General features: G+C 47.5%; 11 protein-coding genes. 9 read left to right on the top strand and 2 right to left on the bottom strand.

The window, feature by feature from the left end:
• Nucleotides 1–161: 161 nt before the first annotated feature.
• Both YWE_RS0105365 and YWE_RS0105360 read left to right on the top strand, forming a co-directional pair.
• Complete coding sequence (locus tag YWE_RS0105365; RefSeq protein ID WP_029093590.1) at nt 162–1,103, top strand: DUF808 domain-containing protein; 942 nt, start codon at nt 162–164, stop codon at nt 1,101–1,103.
• Between the two features lie 192 nt (nt 1,104–1,295).
• Nucleotides 1,296–1,886 (top strand): Yip1 family protein, encoded by a 591-nt coding sequence (locus YWE_RS0105360; protein WP_036015248.1) that lies wholly within the window; start codon nt 1,296–1,298, stop codon nt 1,884–1,886.
• A 128-nt stretch (nt 1,887–2,014) separates the two neighbouring features.
• On the opposite strand, the gene YWE_RS0105355 is transcribed toward YWE_RS0105360, so the two are convergent.
• The gene (locus YWE_RS0105355) at nt 2,015–2,758 is read right to left on the bottom strand and encodes a carbonic anhydrase (protein WP_051323212.1); all 744 of its coding nucleotides are present in this window, start codon (nt 2,756–2,758) and stop codon (nt 2,015–2,017) included.
• A gap of 267 nt (nt 2,759–3,025) precedes the next feature.
• On the opposite strand from YWE_RS0105355, the gene YWE_RS0105350 reads away from it, so the two are divergent.
• The gene (locus YWE_RS0105350; protein ID WP_345917561.1) at nt 3,026–3,340 is read left to right on the top strand and encodes a GNAT family N-acetyltransferase; all 315 of its coding nucleotides are present in this window, start codon (nt 3,026–3,028) and stop codon (nt 3,338–3,340) included.
• Nucleotides 3,341–3,559: 219 nt separating this feature from the next.
• On the opposite strand, the gene YWE_RS0105345 is transcribed toward YWE_RS0105350, so the two are convergent.
• On the bottom strand, nt 3,560–6,790 hold the full coding sequence (locus YWE_RS0105345; protein WP_036015194.1) for an autotransporter family protein: 3,231 nt from the start codon (nt 6,788–6,790) through the stop codon (nt 3,560–3,562).
• A gap of 1,116 nt (nt 6,791–7,906) precedes the next feature.
• Here YWE_RS0105345 and glgB point away from each other — a divergent pair.
• The 6 genes from glgB (at nt 7,907) to malQ (ending at nt 19,928) form a co-directional block, all read left to right on the top strand.
• Nucleotides 7,907–10,093 carry a 1,4-alpha-glucan branching protein GlgB gene (gene glgB / locus YWE_RS0105340; protein ID WP_029093585.1) on the top strand — a complete coding sequence of 729 codons (2,187 nt, stop codon included), beginning with the start codon at nt 7,907–7,909 and terminating at the stop codon, nt 10,091–10,093.
• 1 nt (nt 10,094) lies between these two features.
• Nucleotides 10,095–12,101: a glycogen debranching protein GlgX gene (glgX, locus tag YWE_RS0105335; protein ID WP_029093584.1), complete on the top strand. Its 2,007-nt coding sequence runs from the start codon at nt 10,095–10,097 to the stop codon at nt 12,099–12,101.
• Nucleotides 12,102–12,181: 80 nt separating this feature from the next.
• Nucleotides 12,182–13,459 carry a glucose-1-phosphate adenylyltransferase gene (gene glgC, locus YWE_RS0105330; RefSeq protein WP_029093583.1) on the top strand — a complete coding sequence of 426 codons (1,278 nt, stop codon included), beginning with the start codon at nt 12,182–12,184 and terminating at the stop codon, nt 13,457–13,459.
• A 161-nt stretch (nt 13,460–13,620) separates the two neighbouring features.
• On the top strand, nt 13,621–15,054 hold the full coding sequence (gene glgA / locus YWE_RS0105325; protein WP_029093582.1) for a glycogen synthase GlgA: 1,434 nt from the start codon (nt 13,621–13,623) through the stop codon (nt 15,052–15,054).
• A gap of 191 nt (nt 15,055–15,245) precedes the next feature.
• Entirely contained in the window at nt 15,246–17,693 is a 2,448-nt protein-coding gene (gene glgP / locus YWE_RS0105320) for a glycogen phosphorylase (RefSeq protein ID WP_029093581.1), read from the top strand.
• Nucleotides 17,694–17,759: 66 nt separating this feature from the next.
• The gene (gene malQ / locus YWE_RS0105315; RefSeq protein WP_084166994.1) at nt 17,760–19,928 is read left to right on the top strand and encodes a 4-alpha-glucanotransferase; all 2,169 of its coding nucleotides are present in this window, start codon (nt 17,760–17,762) and stop codon (nt 19,926–19,928) included.
• The last annotated feature ends 7 nt before the right edge of the window (nt 19,929–19,935 follow it).

Here is a 19,935-nt window from a genome sequence, read left to right as displayed (position 1 = left end):
ACCTACCGTTGAACGGCGGTTTTTTAATGATTAAACCAACCTGTTAGCTTGCCTGAGTGCTTCATATTTCAGTAGGAAGCGTTGAAACCTTCAGGTAAGCTTGACGCAATGTTGCCTGTATAAAGGCAAATTGTTAATTGACCCTATAAGGAATTTACACATTGGCTGGTGGTAGCTTACTTGCGTTGCTCGACGATATCGCAGCAGTTCTTGATGACGTTGCTTTAATGACGAAATTAGCCGCAAAAAAAACGTCCGGCGTCTTAGGTGACGATCTGGCACTGAATGCCCAACAGGTTAGCGGCGTCAGGGCCGAACGCGAAATTCCGGTAGTTTGGGCGGTAGCCAAAGGCTCATTTATCAATAAGCTCATTTTGGTTCCTCTGGCTTTGGCTATTAGCGCATTTGCTCCCTGGGCGGTGACTCCGTTACTGATGCTGGGTGGGGCGTTTTTATGCTTTGAAGGCGTTGAGAAGCTGGCACATAAATATCTGCATGCGAAAAACTCCGCTGATGACCAACAGAATTCAGCAGAAATAGACGTTTCTGAAGAAGATCTGGCCGCGCTTGAAAAAACAAAAATCAAAGGTGCAATAAGAACCGACTTTATCCTGTCCGCCGAAATTATTGCAATTACCTTAGGGGTTATTGCCGAAGCTGAATTTTTACAACAGGTCATTGTTATGTCCGGTATTGCTATCGCAATGACCATCGGTGTTTACGGACTGGTGGCCGGCATCGTCAAGCTAGACGATCTCGGTTTTTACCTGAGCCGTAAAAAAACCAGCGTGGTTAAAGCTATGGGCAATGGGCTTATCAGCGTTACACCTTACCTGATGAAAACCCTTTCGATCGTTGGTACCGCAGCCATGTTTATGGTGGGTGGCGGTATTCTGACTCACGGTATTCCGCCGGTAAGCGGCGCTATTGAACATTTGGCTCAAATGGCCGCGACCGTTCCGACCATAGGCTTTATTCTTAGCGCGGTTAGCCCGACCATCTTAAGCATGGTTTTTGGCGCTATTGCCGGCGCGATAGTACTAATCGGTGTCACTATCGTGGGTAAATTAAAAAATAACAAACCGTCGACCCCATCAGCCTGATTCTTTCCCGTTCGCCTTGCTGACCCATATTCAGCAAGGCGACATATCTGCTGACAAATCCGCCAAAACCAACACATCTATTACAGCCAATTAAACTATACTTACCCTAAGACCGCGAGATTAGCCTTAATTAAATAGAAGGTGTTATCTGTTGCCGGGTGCGGCCACCGGCAAGTCCGGAGGTGTCTTATGATGTTCAATCATGTCTGGGGACTTTTGACCCATCCCGGCCGGGAGTTCCAACAAATCAGTCAGGAAAAAGAGACAGTATCTCACCTGTATACCCGCTATATATTATTGATGGCGGCAATACCGGTGATCTGTTCGTTTATTGGTACCACCTATTTCGGCTGGATGTTCGGCGATGGTCAGGTTGTTAAAGTCATGCCAATTATAGCCATTTATATCGGCATTGTTTTCTACGGTATGCTGTTAGCCGCGGTGGCTATCGTGGGTAAAGTCATTCATGTTATGGCCCGTCGCTATCACCAACGCCCTGATTTGTCCCAATGTATTATTTTTGCCGGTTATACGGCTACTCCGATGTTCTTAAGCGGTATCGTTGCCTTATATCCGCTGGTGTGGATGTGTCTGTTAGCGGGTATTATCGGACTGTGCTATTGCGCTTATCTGCTTTATTCCGGCATTCCGGCCTTTCTTAACATTGACCGAAGCGAAGGATTTATCTTTTCCAGCTCAACGCTGGCCATTGGTATTCTGGTACTGGAAGCCCTGTTAGGACTCACGGTGTTACTGTGGGGATATGGCGCTCACTTTTGGTAAATGATTCGGGTGAGTAAACGCAGCCAACAAAGATGCAGCTTGAAGTATGACGGGTATAAGAGTAAGGAAGTCAAATATCACTAAGGGGGCGCATTTGATGGCACGCCCCCTTTGTTTTAACTCGGTAATCAGAAAAACACCACTTCACCGCCGTTCAGATTATACATAGAGCCAACGATTTTAATTTTACCTTCTTTTTCCAGCGTGTTTAGGATCTCGCTCTTACTGCGAATATTATCCACCGTCATCTGTACGTTAGTTTTCGCCACTGCATCAACAAAAGCGTCGTTACTTGATTTTCTTTCACCATCAAATTTAGTGGCATCTACGGCTGGCTTAATTTTTTCAAGCAGGCCGGTTAGATTGCCGAGTTCAACATTATCAATAGCGCCTTTGACTGCGCCGCACCCTGTATGCCCAATAACCAGAACCACTTTAGCCCCGGCTGCAGCACAGGCAAATTCTAAGCTACCCAAAAGATCTTCATTGGCAACATTGCCGGCAACACGACCGTTAAAAGCCTCACCAATTCCGGTATCGAGCAAAATTTCTGCCGGTGCACGCGAGTCGATACAGCTCAGAATAACCGCTGATGGAAATTGCCCGTCCTGACTGGAAACTTTTTGCGCCAGGTAATCATGGTGCTTTGGTTTTCCTGAGCGGAAACGCTGGTTTCCCTGTTTGAGACTTTCAACTACCTGATCAGGGGTCATACTGTCCCGCTGTTCTTTGGTCAATGCTGCGGCATAGCTAATACCCGGAACGCTGACGCCAATAACACCGGCAACGCCCAGAATAGACAATCCTGCCGCTTTTTTAAACAATGTACGGCGCGGAAGTTCAATAGGATCGGATACGTTTTTATCAGTCATGATGTGCACCTAAAGGGAGATAATGGACGATTTATAATGGGAATGAAGGCATCTGATTTCCATTACTTGAGTGGAGCCTTTAATCAGTATCGTAAGTGAATGCTATTTTTTCCAATAAAACCCCGACTTTTACTAAGTTTATTTAAATTAAAAGCAACATCTTAAAAATAAAATGAAATATTTAAAATCTACTATAATAAGTATTATTTATATTAAAATATTATTAGCCTGTTAATAATCACCAGCAAATTAAAGCAATGATGATTTTTGGCTTGGTCAGATGTTGAATTTAGAGAAAGTAATATGGATAACCAATTTATTGAAGGTGACAATCGTTTCTATCTAAATGATAGAGATAACAATATGATAGCTGAGATTGTTTTTATTCCCACCGGCGTTAATCTGGCAATCATTGACCATACTTACGTTGACCCAAGCTTTAAAGGCCAAGGGATTGGAAAAAAGCTGGTTGCCTTAGTGGTAAAAAAAATGCGCGCTGAGCACAGAAAGATTATTCCTCTGTGTCCGTTTGCTAAACATCAGTTTGATATGACTCCGGAATATCAGGATATTCTGGCTTAAATTAACAACAGCAGAAAACAAACACGAGTTTAACGCAACCAACCAACGCATTAATTAACATAAAGAAACAAAGTTTATACCGCAATAAAGGTATATCGTAAAAGGACGGTTAAAATTGATTGATCGGTTATCATGATATCCAGAGAAAAATAAAACGGGCTACCCGATATTGCGATAGCCCGTTTTACATACTTCAAGTTTTACATGCTTCAAATAGTCTTAGAAGCTGACTTTGATACCCAGATTTCCTGAATAACCATCCATTTGGCCATCAAAAGCTTTCTGGTAACGCGCGTCAGCATAAACATCAACGCCCTGCCCGACTTTTGCCGTCACTCCTACACCGCCCTGCCAGTATGACTCACTGAAATCTGGCCGAATCGTTGCTGTATCAACGGTCACTTTCGGATCCTTTCCTAACTGATAAATCACATCGCTGGACAGATAAGGCTTAATCACCTGCTCTTTACCACCGTCATGATACAGCCGGAATCCGCCTCGGGCCTGACCAACGCTATGAGAAGTCCCGCTGATATCAGAGATATCATCACTGAAGCTCTCAAGATTTAAATACTGATACTTAAGCTGCCCCTGAGGTTCAATGCTCCAGCCATCAGCAATATTAAATGCCTTGCCAACCTCGGCCGACATCGCTAAACCGTATCCATTCTGGTCGGCGTTATTGCGACTTTCATAACTATTGCGATAAAAAGTCCCCTGACCAACTAAGTCGATATAACCACCATCATTCGTCATGATGGTGTAATAACCACCCAAACCATAGGCATCAGTTTTGATTTTACCGGTATTAACCGACAGTTCCGCTCTGACACTACGTGCACGGTCTTGCGTATTAGTATGCTGAGTTCCCAGGGTCATCATCACACCGGCCGTTGTCTGAGTACCGGCCGCATTTTCTGACTGGTATAAATCGCTGCCCATTTGAGCAAACCAGATATCCGAATCATAGCTAAACCGCCCGGCATCAAAGTTATTGTGCTGACCGCTAATACGTCCCCATGCGCCTTGACTAAATCCACTGCCATAGGAAGCGGAGTCACCTCGGCGTTCATGCAAACTACCTAAGGTAGTAAAACCATAAAACTCATTGAGATAAGGTGCTGCAATATAGCCGGATACTTCGGTCCGATAAGCAATTTCGGGCTTAGGCGGAAGCGGAGGTAACGGTGGCTCCGGCGGTTCAGGCGGTACTGGAGGCTCAGGTGGTTCTGGCGGCTCCGGAGTTAAGTTAGACTGTAAATTCCAGTGATTATCATCAATTTCATACAGATAATAGTCATAAGCACCGGCCGACACGCTGCCGTTCATCGCAAACTGACCGGCTGATGCATCACCGTCTACGCTAATAAGGTTAATACCATTGCCGGTCGTCAGCGCACCAAGTCCGCCACGGTTCACTACGCGAACGCCATAATCACCGGTAACGTCACCCATTACGTGAATTTTATCGGTCACCGAGTCGTTATCGCCTAATGCACCATTTAGCGTAAAGTTACCGCCGCCGCTCAGGTTGCCATTAATCGTCAGAGTACTAAAGTCTGAGCTAGAAGCACGAGCGCTGGTTGAGCTTGGTAAAAAGACGACGTTTCCGGCCATGTTCAATGACTGGACATCAACATCACCGGTCAAATTCCACAGGCTAGTCTCATCAATATCGATGCTGTTTGCGTTAATCGCTGCACCGCTCCAAACAGAATTGCCGGTGAGTGATAGGTTAACCACATTGTTTTCGGCAGCCCGAATATCACCGACAACGGTCGACTGATTGTCTACCGTCATATTCACATTACTGACAATATTCAACGGTGAACTTACCGTTCCCACGTTGGTTGCCGCATCGATCAGAATACCGTTGCCGCCACTGAGTATTGAACCATTTCTCACATCAGTATTGATATTCGCGCCATAGGCCCGCAAACCTGAGCCCAACGTACTGATTACCGATGAATTATTCAGATCAACGTTGGTATAGACTGCGGCAGAGCCAGCCGCATAGATACCACCGGCATTAACGCCTTGAGTGGTGATGCGGCTATTCTCAAGATTAATGTTACTGCTGGTCTGAGTCCATAAAGCATAAGCGCTGGCACCGGTTGAGGTTCCAATAACGTTTTTCGCATCTACCGTTGAACTGGCAAACGTGCCAATCACCATGCCTGAATCACCAGTGGTATCGATACTTGCGGTGTCCAGATTTAATAGGCCACCTCTGGCCGCCGTCGCGCCTACGCTGCCAACACCCGCGGTAGAGATAGCCATATTAGTCGCGTCAAAACGATATTCAGAATAGATTCCGTGGGCGTTACCGCCTTTCGTTCCCACCGTGGTGCTATCAACCACCGCCGTTCCGCGGTTTTCTATCGCTGATGCGCCATAACCTTCGGTGTATATCTGACTGTTGGTGACCTGGACTTTAGAGTCCTTACCCGGCACCCAAATTCCGATCGCATTGTCGCCCTTAGACAGATAAGAACCGCCAATCACCGTAACATCAGCATAGGTGTTGACGTTGATCATGGTGGCGTTACCACTTTGAGAAGTGGCATTAACGTTAGTCAGCGTCACCTTTGCCAGATTAGTCGCATTCCCGATAACTCTAACTACCGCACCGCTATCAAGATGAATTTCTGCGTTACTTAGGTTAAAGGTTCCCCCGCCTTCTAGTACCTGATTAACCTTACCGGTGACATTCAGGCCATCCAGAGTAAGGGTTGATCCTCTGGCAACAGAAGCAACGGCGTAACCGTTATCCAAATAGGCCGTGGTATTGGTTAAATAACCATTAGCACCGGATGACAGGTTAATTGAAGTACCTGAATACCCGGTATTGCTAAAACTATTACCATCGCCGGTCAGCGTGCTGTTGGTCCCCGTCAGGTATACCCCTTTCAGCGAACCGCCATCGGTACTAATATGCGTATCGGTTAGAGATATTTCGGTACCTGACCAACCTTCAATACCATTCCCGGTAGCCGTAATCGTGGTACCGTCAAGGATCGTTTTAGATCCGACCCCGGTAGAATAAATCCCACGAGCAGTGTCACCGCTGGTTGTGATAGTTCCGCCGTGAAGGTTAACGGTGCCTTTACTGTTAGAAATACCGGATGCCACTATGCCATGCGTGGTTATGGATGAACCGGTCAGGTTCAACGCCCCACCCTCAGTCACTTTGACCCCGGTAGTATTGCGGCCGGTTGTATCAATCACCAGGCCAGAAATACTGTTTACGATGCTGTTTGCTCCGCCAACTTCAATAGCATAGCCGTTCTCTATTGCTGAATCATAGTCGCCGGTAACAGACTTTGTTGTGCCATCGATAACACTAAGAGTATTCTCCGCCCATGCGGAGGGCACACTAAAAAGTGGGATCAATAAACTGGCAAGAAGGGTTTTCCTAAAACTAGGCGGATTTAAAAACGTGGTCTTCATAGATAATATCCCTTTATTACTCTTGATATCCATTCATTGCAACTGCAACGTCATCATTTAATAAATAATTAAATTCGCTGCCGGCCCATTTTTAAAAAATAGGTTTAAGCAATGAATTTGAATACCACCCTATAGAGCTACTATTAAGTTATTAATAATCCTTAATAGTGTCGAAAAATCCCAATGTCCTGACTACACTTTAGCTATACCAAGCAATAGGTATATGTGTCTTCGGTCATTAAACAACCGAAATCACGCCAGAATTAAAAACTCAGAAGAAATTAAACTACAATTCAATATACTGATCAACATAAATCCATCGATCTAATGAGCTACATTAACAATCAATCATAAGATTTAAAGCTAATTAATGGCTTTATACCAGATCATCAGATCGAAGAAACCCCTCCTAATCAGGCCTATGTAATGATTAATGGTTATTTGATAGATAAATACACTAATAAACATAGTGTCAAAAATGTTATTAAAAATATAAAACTCATTATTTAAAGTTCATAAAAATTACTGAAATAATTTCTTACTTATTTTTAATAAATAAACTAATAGGTTGCTATTTCATTTAAAAAAATCAAGTATTAAATTCTTACAATTACCCTTAAAGAAAAATATTGTGATAATTGTGATGGCAAAAAACAGACAAACCACCCATCCGATACAACCTGAAATCATTAATATTATAATTATCAATCAATTATATTAATTCAACCTGACAGGGATCCTGACTCGTCTCCAGATTAACTCATCGTCGTACAAGCACGATGAATTCAGTTAAAAATCGAGTAACGGCTAAAACCAGTCAACCATAAAAAACAAAATATAACGGTTGTATGAGGTCATTCCTCACCCTTTTTCATCATTCAAAAAATGATTGAATTCTCTATCGCCGATCAACCCTTCAATTCCTTGGATTCCCGCTAGCCCATAGGTGAATTCAAGAACTAACTCACAGTTTTAATCTACTATTACAGTATGGTGATACTAGGTAACTTATTGATATAGGCTTCGGTTTAAGCCTTATCAGATCTCATCTTTTATACTTTTTTGAACTGTACATTGGTTCAGTTTTTTAAGAATTTCAATAAAGGGAGACGACGGATGTCAGACGCTATAAATAGGGATACTATTCAACAACTGACCGCCGGACACTATGCCGATCCGTTCTCCATATTGGGTATGCATAAAACCAGCGCAGGCTTTACCATTCGGGCCTTTCTACCTGATGCATTGCAAGTCGATGTATTAGATAAACAAACCCAACAATCTTTAGCTACGCTAACTCAGGTTGATGAAACCGGCTTTTTCTCCGGCCGCCTTCCCGCCAGAGCCCAACCCTATCAGTATCAGTTGCTTATTCAGTGGCAAGATCACCAGCAGGTGATTGAAGATCCCTACCGCTTTGGCCCGCTTTTGCAAGAAATGGACAGTTGGCTTTTAGCTGAGGGTACCCACCTTCGCCCTTATGAGCGGTTAGGCGCTCATCCGACCCGCTTAGATAATGTTGATGGCGTAACCTTTGCGGTATGGGCACCTAACGCTCTGCGCGTTTCCGTCGTCGGTGAGTTTAACTTCTGGGACGGCAGGCGTCACCCAATGCGCTTTCGTAAAGAAAATGGCATCTGGGAGCTGTTTATTCCGCACGTTCAGATTGGGCAAATCTATAAATATGAGGTGATAAACTGCCACGGGCAGCCAACGCTCAAAGCGGATCCTTATGCCTTTTCTGCCGAAATGCGGCCGAATACCGCCTCCCGAATTAGCCAGTTACCCCCTAGGGTAGCCATGTCAGACAAACGTCGCGCAGCAAACGCTTTTTCAGCACCGGTATCGATTTATGAAGTTCATTTGGGCTCGTGGCGTCGCCATACTGACGATAATAGTTGGCTAAGTTATAAAGAGTTAGCTGAACAGTTAATCCCCTACGTTAAATATATGGGTTTTACCCATATAGAATTAATGCCAATGAGTGAGCATCCCTTTGACGGTTCATGGGGGTACCAACCTATAGGCATATACGCACCAACCCGTCGTTTTGGCGACGTTGAAGAGTTTCGCGATCTGGTTGATGCTGCTCATCAGGCCGGAATTAACGTATTGCTTGACTGGGTGCCGGCACATTTCCCTACTGATGCCCACGGTCTGGCGCAGTTTGACGGTACTTCTCTGTATGAATATTCAGATCCGAAAGAGGGTTTTCATCAGGATTGGAACACGCTGATTTATAACTATAGCCGGCTTGAAGTCCGTAATTACCTTTCCGGTAATGCCCTGTACTGGATGGAGCGCTTTGGCATTGATGGCTTACGGGTTGATGCCGTGGCATCGATGATCTACCGCAATTACAGTCGGGCCGACGGAGAATGGATCCCCAATAAATTTGGCGGCAATGAAAATCTGGAGGCTATCGACTTCGTTCGTTACACCAATAAAACCATTGGTACCGAATGCCCCGGTGCTGCGACTATCGCTGAAGAGTCTACTGATTATCCCGGCGTCACTCTGCCACCGGATATGGGGGGGCTGGGTTTTCATTACAAATGGAATTTGGGCTGGATGCATGATTCGCTGGACTACATGAGTCTGGATCCGGTTCATCGCCAGTACCATCACGACTTGCTGACCTTCGGCATGCTTTACGCCTATACCGAAAACTTTGTTCTGCCGCTGTCTCACGATGAAGTGGTTCACGGTAAGCGTTCCCTGCTGGGCCGCATGCCCGGCGATACCTGGCAACAGTTTGCTAACCTGCGCGCTTACTACGGCTTTATGTGGGCTCACCCCGGCAAAAAACTGCTGTTTATGGGCGGTGAATTTGCTCAGGGTCGCGAATGGGATCACGACAGCAGCTTGGACTGGCATCTGCTGGACCCTATTCAAGGCGGCTGGCATAACGGCGTTCAAGATTTGGTTCGCGATCTTAACCATTGCTATCAGCAACAGGCCCCGCTCTATCAGCTAGATTTTGACCCTCGTGGCTTTGAGTGGCTGGTGGTTGATGACAAGCAAAATTCGGTATTTGCCTTTGTTCGTCGCGATGACGAAGGTAACGAAGTGGTGGTGGTCAGTAACTTTACGCCAGTTCCTCGTGAAAATTATCGCATCGGTATTGATATTGCCGGTGAGTATCGGGAAATCCTGAATACTGACTCCGAGTTTTATCGCGGCAGTAATACCGGAAACCACGGTGGAGTACACAGTGATGACATTCCTGCCCACGGCAGAAATCACTCGCTGCAATTGATGTTACCCCCTTTGGCAACGATATATTTACGACGGGAATCCTGATATGACGGCAACGCTACTCAGGGGGAGTGATTACCCGGTCGGCAGCCATTTTGACGGCAGCGGCATTAACTTCAGCTTATTTTCAGCCCATGCTGAAAAGGTTGAACTGTGCCTGTTTGATGAGCATGGACAGGAACAGCGATTGGCATTACCCGGCCGAACCGGTGACGTATGGCATGGTTATCTCGCCGGTTATAAACCGGGCGTTCGCTATGGCTATCGAGTTTATGGCCCTTGGGATCCGCAAAATGGCCTACGATTTAACCCGCAAAAACTGTTGATCGACCCTTACTGTCGTGCGCTGGACGCAAAAGTCCCCGACAGCCCTCTGCTAGTCGATGCCGGTTCTCAGCCCGATGCGGCAGACAGCGCCCCTGTGTCGCCAAAAAGTATCGTAACCCATGAACCCTATGACTGGCAGCAGGATAGGTGCCCGCGTACGCCGTGGTCGCAGTCGGTCATTTATGAAGCCCATGTTAAAGGGTTAACCAAAACTCATCCGGCTATTCCCGCCATTCTGCGTGGAAGCTATGCCGCTGTAGCGCATCCGGCGATGATTAATTACCTGAAAAATTTAGGGATTACTGCGCTGGAACTCCTCCCGGTTCAGCTGCATGCCGACGAACCCCGTTTGCAACAGGCCGGATTAACCAATTACTGGGGCTATAACGTTCTGGCCCCGTTTGCCATTGAACCGGATTACTGGTCCGGACAGCCAAATTCAACCCCGCTGTCTGAGTTCAGAGATATGGTTAGAACTCTGCATACCGCCGGTATTGAAGTGATTTTAGACCTGGTATTTAACCACAGTGCCGAACTCGATCTCGAAGGCCCGACGCTATCACTGCGCGGTGCTGATAACGCCAGCTATTACTGGCTTGATGACCAAGGCAATTATCACAACTGGAGCGGCTGTGGTAACACCCTGCAGCTGACACAGCCGGCCACGGTAAAATGGGTCATGGACTGCCTGCGATTCTGGGCCATTGAGTGCCATATCGACGGTTTCCGTTTTGACCTTGGCAGCGTGCTTGGCCGCACGCCTGAGTTCTCATCGTCATCGCCGTTAATCAGCGCCATGTTGCAGGATCCGATTATTTCACGGCTAAAGCTGATTGCAGAACCTTGGGATATCGGCCCCGATGGTTACCAGTTAGGCCAATTCAGCTCTCCGTTTGCCGAATGGAACGATCGTTTCCGTGATGATATCCGCCGTTTTTGGCTACAGGGCTCCGTGCCCCTTGGCCAATTTGCCAGACGCTATGCTGCCTCCAGCGATATTTTTAACCGTCATGGCCGCCAGCCTTGGGCCTCAGTCAACAAAATAACCTCCCATGACGGATTCACCCTGAATGATTTAGTCAGCTTTAATCACAAACATAATCAGGCCAATGGTGAAGATAACCGCGACGGTAACTCACAGAACTACAGCAACAACCACGGAACGGAAGGCCTTGAAGCAGACGACCAAACGTTAGATCGGCGGGCAGCCAGCCAACGCGCGCTGCTCACCACCCTGCTACTGTCGCAGGGAACCCCAATGCTGCTTGCCGGTGATGAATCTGGTCATAGCCAGCAGGGAAATAACAACGCCTATTGTCAGGACTCCCCCCTGACGTGGCTGAACTGGATTCAGGCCGATGATGAGTTAATGAACTTTACCCGCGGCCTGATAAATTTGCGTCAAAAAATCCCCGCATTAACCACCTGTGACTGGTGGACGGGCGAGGTCGCATCAGAAAAGGGAGATCGTGATGTGGATTGGCTGAATGCTCAAGGCCAAAGGTTGTCACCGCAGCAATGGGAACAGGGTGAACAGCAAGTCCTGCAGATTTTACTGTCGGGCAGTTGGCTGATAGCCATTAATACGAGCAACTGCAAGCAAACGTTGATTTTACCAGCGGGAAGTTGGCTAACCTCACAGCCGTTTAGCCTGCGTGAAGTACAGGTCGGCACTACCGATTATCAGGTGATGCCGCGAACAATTTGTGTATTACAACAAAAATGACCACGGGCTACAAAGTAATGCCGCTTTAGAGCACCCGATATAATTTTACGCATAGGATTTTAAAGATGTCAGGAGGAAACATGGTTAAATCTGATACAAGTCATCAATTGATGTTAGCAAGGCAATTACCTAAGCAGTCCGTCGCATTAATTTTGGCGGGAGGACGTGGGTCCCGCCTTAAAGGTTTAACCTCAAAACGTGCTAAGCCGGCAGTCCATTTTGGTGGGAAATTTCGCATCATTGATTTTGCATTATCAAACTGCATGAATTCAGGCATTCGCCGCATTGGTGTATTAACCCAATACCACTCTCACTCGTTGGTGCAGCACATTCAGCGCGGCTGGTCATTTCTCAATGAAGAGATGAATGAATTTGTCGATTTATTACCGGCCCAGCAGCGTGAAGATGTCGGCGAATGGTACCGGGGTACTGCCGATGCGATTTACCAGAATTTGGATATTATTCGTCGCTATAACGCGGAGTACATCGTTATTCTGGCCGGCGATCATATCTATAAGATGGATTATTCTCGCATGTTGCTCGACCATGTGGAGAAAGGCAGCCAGTGTACCGTTGCCTGTATTGCCGTACCTCGGTCAGAGGCGTCAGAATTTGGCGTAATGGATATTTCTGACGACCACCGGATCTTAAACTTCTTAGAGAAACCGGAAAATCCGCCGGCGATGCCCGACGATCCGGATATGTCTTTAGCCAGTATGGGAATCTACGTTTTTAATACCCAATACCTGTATAAGTTACTGCAAGAAGACAGCATCAACATGGAGACCAGCCATGACTTCGGTAAGGATTTAATTCCGAAGGCCGTATCTGAGGGCGTTGCGTGGGCTCATCCGTTCAGCCTGTCTTGCGTGACATCAGATATCAATGCTGCCCCTTATTGGCGTGATGTCGGTACCTTAGATGCCTACTGGAGTGCCAACCTCGATTTAGCTTCGGTGACGCCTGAATTGGACATGTACAACAAGAACTGGCCTATCCGGACCTATATGGAACCGCTGCCTCCGGCTAAGTTTGTACAAGACCGCTCCGGTAGCCACGGAATGACCATGAACTCTCTGATTGGTGCCGGCTGCATTATTTCAGGCTCAGTGGTACTTAACTCTGTGCTGTTCCCGCGGGTCAGGATTAACTCATTCTGTACGCTGGATTCAACGGTGCTGCTGCCGGACGTCTATATCGGGCGCTCTTGCCGCTTACGCCGCTGTGTTATTGACCGTGCCTGTCATTTACCGGAAGGTTTAGTTATCGGGGAAAACGCCGAAGAGGATGAACGCAGGTTCTACCGCTCTGCCAGCGGTATTGTGCTGGTGACCCGAGAAATGCTCGATAAGCTTTAATCGTTCATAACCGCGGAGGCAGCTTTCGATTCGATGACTGCCTCCGGTTTGTTCGATATCGCCATGTTTTACTATCAGGCATTTTTAATTGATTAGACATTCAATGTTATTTGGAAATTATTAAGAAATAGCACTCCAAATAAATCACATCAGGAGATGATATGCGAGTTCTACACGCATGTTCTGAATTATTTCCGCTGCTGAAAACCGGAGGGTTAGCGGATGTTATCGGCGCCCTTCCCGGCGCCCAGATCGCCGCAGGCGCAGATGTTCGACTATTGTTACCCGCCTTTCCGGCTTTAATGGAAGGGATACCGCAAACGTCTATCGTCACTGAAGTCGATACTTTTGCCGGCCGCGTAACGCTACGCTACGGCACTTATAATAACGTCGGCGTTTATCTGATCGATGCCCCGCACCTCTACGATCGCCCGGGCAGCCCGTATCACGATAATTCACAGCATGACTATGCCGATAACTATAAACGCTTTGGCCTGCTGGGTTGGATAGCCTGTGAGCTGGCCTGTGGCATTGATTTTTACTGGCAGGCTGATGTGGTTCACGGCCACGACTGGCATGCCGGATTAGCCGGTGCCTATCTGGCGGCCAAAGATTACCCGGCCCGCTTTGTATTTACCGTCCACAACCTGGCTTATCAGGGATTGTTTTCGGCTAGCCATATTGATGAGCTCCAGCTTCCTCGCCACTTTATGCAGCCTGAAGGGTTAGAGTTTTACGGACAGATTTCTTATCTAAAAGCCGGCCTTTATTACGCCGATAAGATTACTGCGGTCAGCCCGACCTATGCTCAAGAGATTACCCAGGCTGAATTTGGTTTTGGTATGGAAAACTTGCTGCGTCAGCGCCGAGAGCAGGGAAAGCTGGCCGGTATTCTCAACGGCGTTGATTACAACATCTGGAGCCCGCAAAAAGATACCTTACTCCCGCAAAACTACAACGATAAAAAAATGGCCGGCAAAGTAGAAAACAAGGCCCATTTGCAGTCAGTGATGGGACTCTCTGTTACGCCAAAAGTGCCGTTATTTTGCGTGGTCAGTCGCCTGAGCAACCAGAAAGGCTTAGATTTACTGCTTGACGCTCTGCCGACATTATTAAACGAAGGCTGCCAGCTAGTGTTGCTCGGCAGCGGCGATGCTGACTTACAAGATGCCTATCTTGCCATGGCAAAGAAACACCCTAAGCAAATCGCCGTCAAAATCGGCTATGACGAAAATCTGGCCCACCAAATTATCGGAGCCGCTGATGTCATACTGGTTCCGAGCCGATTTGAACCCTGCGGGCTAACCCAGCTCTACGGTCTGAAATACGGTACTTTGCCGTTGGTCAGGCTTACCGGGGGATTAGCCGATACGGTGATAGATTGTTCTCTGGAGAATCTGGCCGATAAAACCGCGACCGGATTTGTCTTCCGTGACTGTCAGGTCAGTGAACTAATCGATGCTATGCGCCGGGTGTTTGCACTGTGGGCAGAGCCGGTCAAGTGGAAGCGAGTTCAGCGTCAGGCGATGTCAATGGACTTTAGCTGGGACATTGCCGCACAAAAATATTTACAAATGTATCAACAGCTGAGGTAAGTCCTCAGTGGTATTGTTGAGTTTTTAAGCGATAATCAAGGTTAATAGCAATTTCGATTTAATGTCACGGCGAAGCATCCGGCACCAAGCCGGTAACTGAACGACCCGTGACAATACGTTTATTCACGGGGCCGCTGATAACAAACGGATTTGCCCATAATGCCGACACAAACCAGAGATGAATTAACGATATGGCTTCACAATTTAATTTTGAATCACCGGCTGAACGAGTTGAACACCTTAAGACGTCAATTCAAGAAAAGCTAAAGTTTACCATTGGTAAAGAACCGGCCTTAGCCACCGAACACGACTGGTTAAATGCCATCTCTTTTGTCGCACGGGACATGATGGTGGAACGCTGGCTGCGTTCTACCCGGGCACACTTTTCCCAATCGGGCCGTCGGGTTTATTACCTGTCGATGGAATTTTTAATGGGCAGAACGCTATCTAACGCCCTGCTCAATATTGGTATTTATGACGATCTGGCTGAAGCGCTGGACGGAATGGGATTTAGCCTTGAACAGCTGATCAGCGAAGAAGATGAGCCGGGCCTCGGCAACGGCGGCCTCGGTCGCTTAGCCGCCTGCTTCCTCGATTCGCTGGCAACCCTGGGCTTACCTGCCCGCGGCTATGGTATCCGCTACGAATATGGCATGTTCAAACAAAACATTGTTAACGGACAGCAGGCTGAATCTCCGGATAACTGGCTGGAATACGGTAATGCCTGGGAATTCCCGCGGCATAACGTTCGCCACAAAGTGTTTTTTGGCGGGCGTATTCAGATTGAAGGAAATGTCAGCCATTGGTTGGAAACCGAAGAAATCCTGGCCTGCGCCTATGACCAGATCATTCCCGGTTATGATACCGATGCCACCAATACCCTACGGCTGTGGTCAGCCCGAGCCAGTAACGAAATTAACCTCGGTAAATTTAATCAGGGGGATTATTTTGCGGCGGTAGAGGATAAAAACCACTCGGAGAACGTATCTCGGGTGCTCTATCCGAATGATTCAACCTACTCCGGGCGTGAACTGCGTTTACGTCAGGAATACTTCTTAGTGTCAGCAACCTTACAGGATATTCTGAGCGGTCACTGGACGGCTTATGAAACCTATGAAAACCTGGCCAGCAAGATTGCTATCCATCTGAATGATACTCACCCGGTACTGGCCATTCCTGAGCTGATGCGCCTGCTGATTGATATCCATAATTACAGTTGGGAAGATGCATGGTATATCACCTGTCAGGTGTTCTCTTACACCAACCATACGCTAATGAGTGAAGCGCTGGAAACGTGGCCGGTGGAGATGCTGGGTAAAAACTTGCCGCGCCACCTACAGATTATTTTTGAAATTAACGATCAGTTCCTGGATGTGGTTAAAAGCCATTATCCTGACGATAGCAGCTTACCTAGCCGGGTTTCTATCATTGATGAAAACAACGGGCGTCAGGTTCGCATGGCGTGGCTTGCAGTTATTGCCAGCCATAAAGTGAATGGCGTATCAGCCCTGCACTCAGAGCTGATGGTTCAGTCACTGTTTGCTGACTTTGCTATGATTTTCCCCGGCCGTTTCTGTAATAAAACCAACGGTGTCACCCCTCGCCGCTGGTTAGGCTTGGCCAATAAACCGCTTTCCTCACTGTTGGACGATGTGATCGATAAGACCTGGCGTACAGATTTAAGTAAGCTGTCATATTTAAACCAACAGGCTGACTTCCCGGGCTTTATTGACAAGATCAAACAGGTCAAACTGCAGAACAAGAGCAGGCTGGCGGAGTATATTGCTGAAAACCTGAACGTGATTGTTAATCCTCACGCCCTGTTTGACGTGCAGATAAAACGGATTCACGAATATAAGCGCCAGTTGCTCAATCTGCTGCAGGTGATTAACCGTTATAACCGGATTCTGAAATCCCCTGATGACGAGTGGGTGCCGAGAGTGGTTATTTTTGCCGGTAAAGCAGCATCATCCTATGTCAACGCGAAGCTGATTATCCGCTTGATTAACGACGTCGCGAAAGTCGTCAATAACGATGAGCGGATTAAAAATAAGCTCAAGGTTGTTTTTGTGCCTAACTACAGCGTCAGCCTGGCCCAGATGATTATTCCGGCTACCGACCTGTCAGAACAAATTTCATTAGCAGGAACCGAAGCTTCCGGTACCGGCAATATGAAGTTTGCTCTAAACGGCGCCTTGACCATCGGCACCCTTGACGGCGCGAATATTGAAATCAAACAGCACGTCGGTGACGATAATATCTTTATTTTCGGCAATACCGCCGAACAGGTTGAAGAGATTCGTCGTAACGGCTACAACCCGCGTAAATACTATGAAGAGGATAAAGAACTTCATGAAGTATTAACCCAGATTGCTACCGGTACCTTCAGCCCGGATGAGCCGCATCGCTACAGTGGATTATTTGACTCGCTGGTCAACTTCGGTGATTTCTACCAGTTACTGGCTGACTACCGTTCCTATGTCAATATGCAGGATCAGGTCGATAAGCTGTACCGCAAACCCGATGAATGGGCACGTAAAACCGTGCTGAATATTGCCAACATGGGGTATTTCTCTTCAGACCGTACCATTCAGGAATACGCCGACGAAATCTGGAATATTAAACCGGTTAAATTGTAATTTATCTAACCGCCAATCTGGCCCCCATCCCCCGCTTTTCGCGGGGGATTAATGATGAATTGATTCATGGACAAGCTTCCTCCTCAGGTAACACCACCAAACGCCTCACCAAAAGATGCTATGACGCTGGCCGGGATTGCCACCGACTACATCAATGCTAAAGGGCAACGAGAAAGTATTACCCAGCATACCCGTGAGCGGCTGTTTGCAGCCATGAGCGCCTCAGAGCCAAATTCAGGGCTATTATCAGATAACTCACCGCTGCCACCGGTCAGCGTTTTTTATACTGATTGCGAATATCGAATACCACTGACCCGACCCGGTGCCTATCAATGGCATTTACAGCTGGAAGATTTAGCTCTGGTTGAAACGACCGATACCAACCGTTATTCCGGCAGCCTTAAAGATAAAAATAGCTCTGCTATCGTATTACCATCATCACTCCCGTTGGGATACCACCGGCTGATTGTCAGCGATCCGCATAGCGATAATACCAATTGGTCATGCCGAATTATTATCGCCCCTAAACGCGGTTTTATTCCCCGCCAGCTAGGCAATCAAGCCAAGCTTTGGGGCACCTGTATTCAACTATATACCTTACGTTCAGCGACCAACTGGGGCATCGGTGACTTTAGCGACCTGAAACATATGCTGCACCATGTTGCGCGGCGAGGAGGTGCCTTTGTCGGGCTTAATCCAATACATGCGCTCTATCCGGCAAATCCGGACAGTGCCAGCCCTTACAGCCCTTCGTCCCGTAACTGGCTAAACGTCATCTATATCGATGTCGCCGGCGTCCCTGAATTCCAACGCAGCGCAAGCGCGCAAGTTTGGTGGAACAGTGCTGAAGTACAGCAGCGCTGGCAACAAGTCAGGCAGACAGATTTAGTCGATTATCCGCAGGTTATTGCCCTCAAGCTGGACGGTTTACGCCTCGCTTATGCCCATTTTAAACACCTAAACCACCAGCATGAGCGCGTTCAGGCATTTAACTATTTTATCTATCATCATGGCGCTCCCTTACAAAAACAGGCCGAGTTTGATGCACTTCATGCTTATTATGCCCGACGAGAGCCTGATATGTGGGGCTGGCCGGCGTGGCCAAAGGAATACCAAGATGGCAATAGTGATGCCGTCAGGCAATTTGTCGCTGAGCATCAGGACGAAGTCCGATTCTATGCATGGCTACAATGGCTGGCTCATGCTCAGCTAGCCGAATGCTTTACCCTCAGCCAGCGCCAGGGAATGTCGATCGGTATTTATCGCGATCTGGCGGTCGGCGTTACTGAGGGCGGCTCAGATACCTGGTGTGATAAAACCCTTTACCGAATTAAAGCCTCGATTGGCGCACCGCCTGACCCGCTGGGGCCGCTGGGGCAAAACTGGGGATTACCGCCAATGGACCCGCAAATTATGGTCCAGCGAGCCTATCAGCCCTTTATCGATTTATTACGTTCCAATATGCGTTACTGCGGCGCACTGCGTATCGATCACGTTATGTCGCTACTACGCCTGTGGTGGATCCCTTACGGGGACACTGCCGACCGGGGGGGATATGTCTCTTATCCGGTAGATGACTTACTGGCTATTCTGGCGTTAGAAAGCCAGCGCCATAAATGCATGGTTATCGGTGAGGATTTGGGAATCGTTCCGCCCGAGATCGTCAATAAGCTTAAACAGAGCGGTGTGTTTTCATACAAAGTGCTCTATTTTGAACAGAACGGCAGCGGTCAATTTAAGCAGCCGGAAGAGTATCCGGCTCAGGCAATGGCGACTATCACCACCCATGATTTACCCACCCTGCGCAGCTACTGGCAGTCGGGTGATTTAGATTTAGGCCAAGCGCTGGGCCTATATCCGAATGAACAGGTTTTGGCCGATCTCAGAGCAGACAGAGAACGGTGTAAACTGGCCCTATTAGATAACCTGCGCCAAGCTAACCTTATTGATAACTCGGTTAATCGTCACTCAGATGAATTCAGCGCCGACCAACCCATGACCCCGGAACTGAATAACGCCATCCATCGGTTTATTGCCTCAAGCGGCAGTTTACTGATTGGACTACAGCCCGAAGACTGGCTAGCAATGGATACGCCGGTTAACGTACCCGGTACTACAGATCAGTACCCTAACTGGCGCAGAAAATTAACCGCCAGTCTGGATGATCTATTTAGCGATCCTCAAACGGACAGGTTACTTAAAACGGTACAGTCAGCACGAGATAACCTATTTTAGCTTGGTT

Origin of the sequence: Budvicia aquatica DSM 5075 = ATCC 35567, from assembly GCF_000427805.1 — a bacterium.
GTDB lineage: Bacteria > Pseudomonadota > Gammaproteobacteria > Enterobacterales > Enterobacteriaceae > Budvicia > Budvicia aquatica.
Note: the sequence above shows the minus strand (reverse complement) of the source record. Positions and strands in the feature narration are given on the sequence as shown.

What these genes read in the sequence shown, in the direction of transcription:
- malQ (WP_084166994.1), top strand. Translation starts at nt 17,760, where the DNA reads ATGGACAAGCTTCCTCCTCAGGTAACACCACCAAACGCCTCACCAAAA.
- glgA (WP_029093582.1), top strand. Translation starts at nt 13,621, where the DNA reads ATGCGAGTTCTACACGCATGTTCTGAATTATTTCCGCTGCTGAAAACC.
- YWE_RS0105355 (WP_051323212.1), bottom strand. Translation starts at nt 2,758, where the DNA reads ATGACTGATAAAAACGTATCCGATCCTATTGAACTTCCGCGCCGTACA.
- YWE_RS0105345 (WP_036015194.1), bottom strand. Translation starts at nt 6,790, where the DNA reads ATGAAGACCACGTTTTTAAATCCGCCTAGTTTTAGGAAAACCCTTCTT.
- glgP (WP_029093581.1), top strand. Translation starts at nt 15,246, where the DNA reads ATGGCTTCACAATTTAATTTTGAATCACCGGCTGAACGAGTTGAACAC.
- glgX (WP_029093584.1), top strand. Translation starts at nt 10,095, where the DNA reads ATGACGGCAACGCTACTCAGGGGGAGTGATTACCCGGTCGGCAGCCAT.
- glgC (WP_029093583.1), top strand. Translation starts at nt 12,182, where the DNA reads ATGGTTAAATCTGATACAAGTCATCAATTGATGTTAGCAAGGCAATTA.
- glgB (WP_029093585.1), top strand. Translation starts at nt 7,907, where the DNA reads ATGTCAGACGCTATAAATAGGGATACTATTCAACAACTGACCGCCGGA.
- YWE_RS0105360 (WP_036015248.1), top strand. Translation starts at nt 1,296, where the DNA reads ATGTTCAATCATGTCTGGGGACTTTTGACCCATCCCGGCCGGGAGTTC.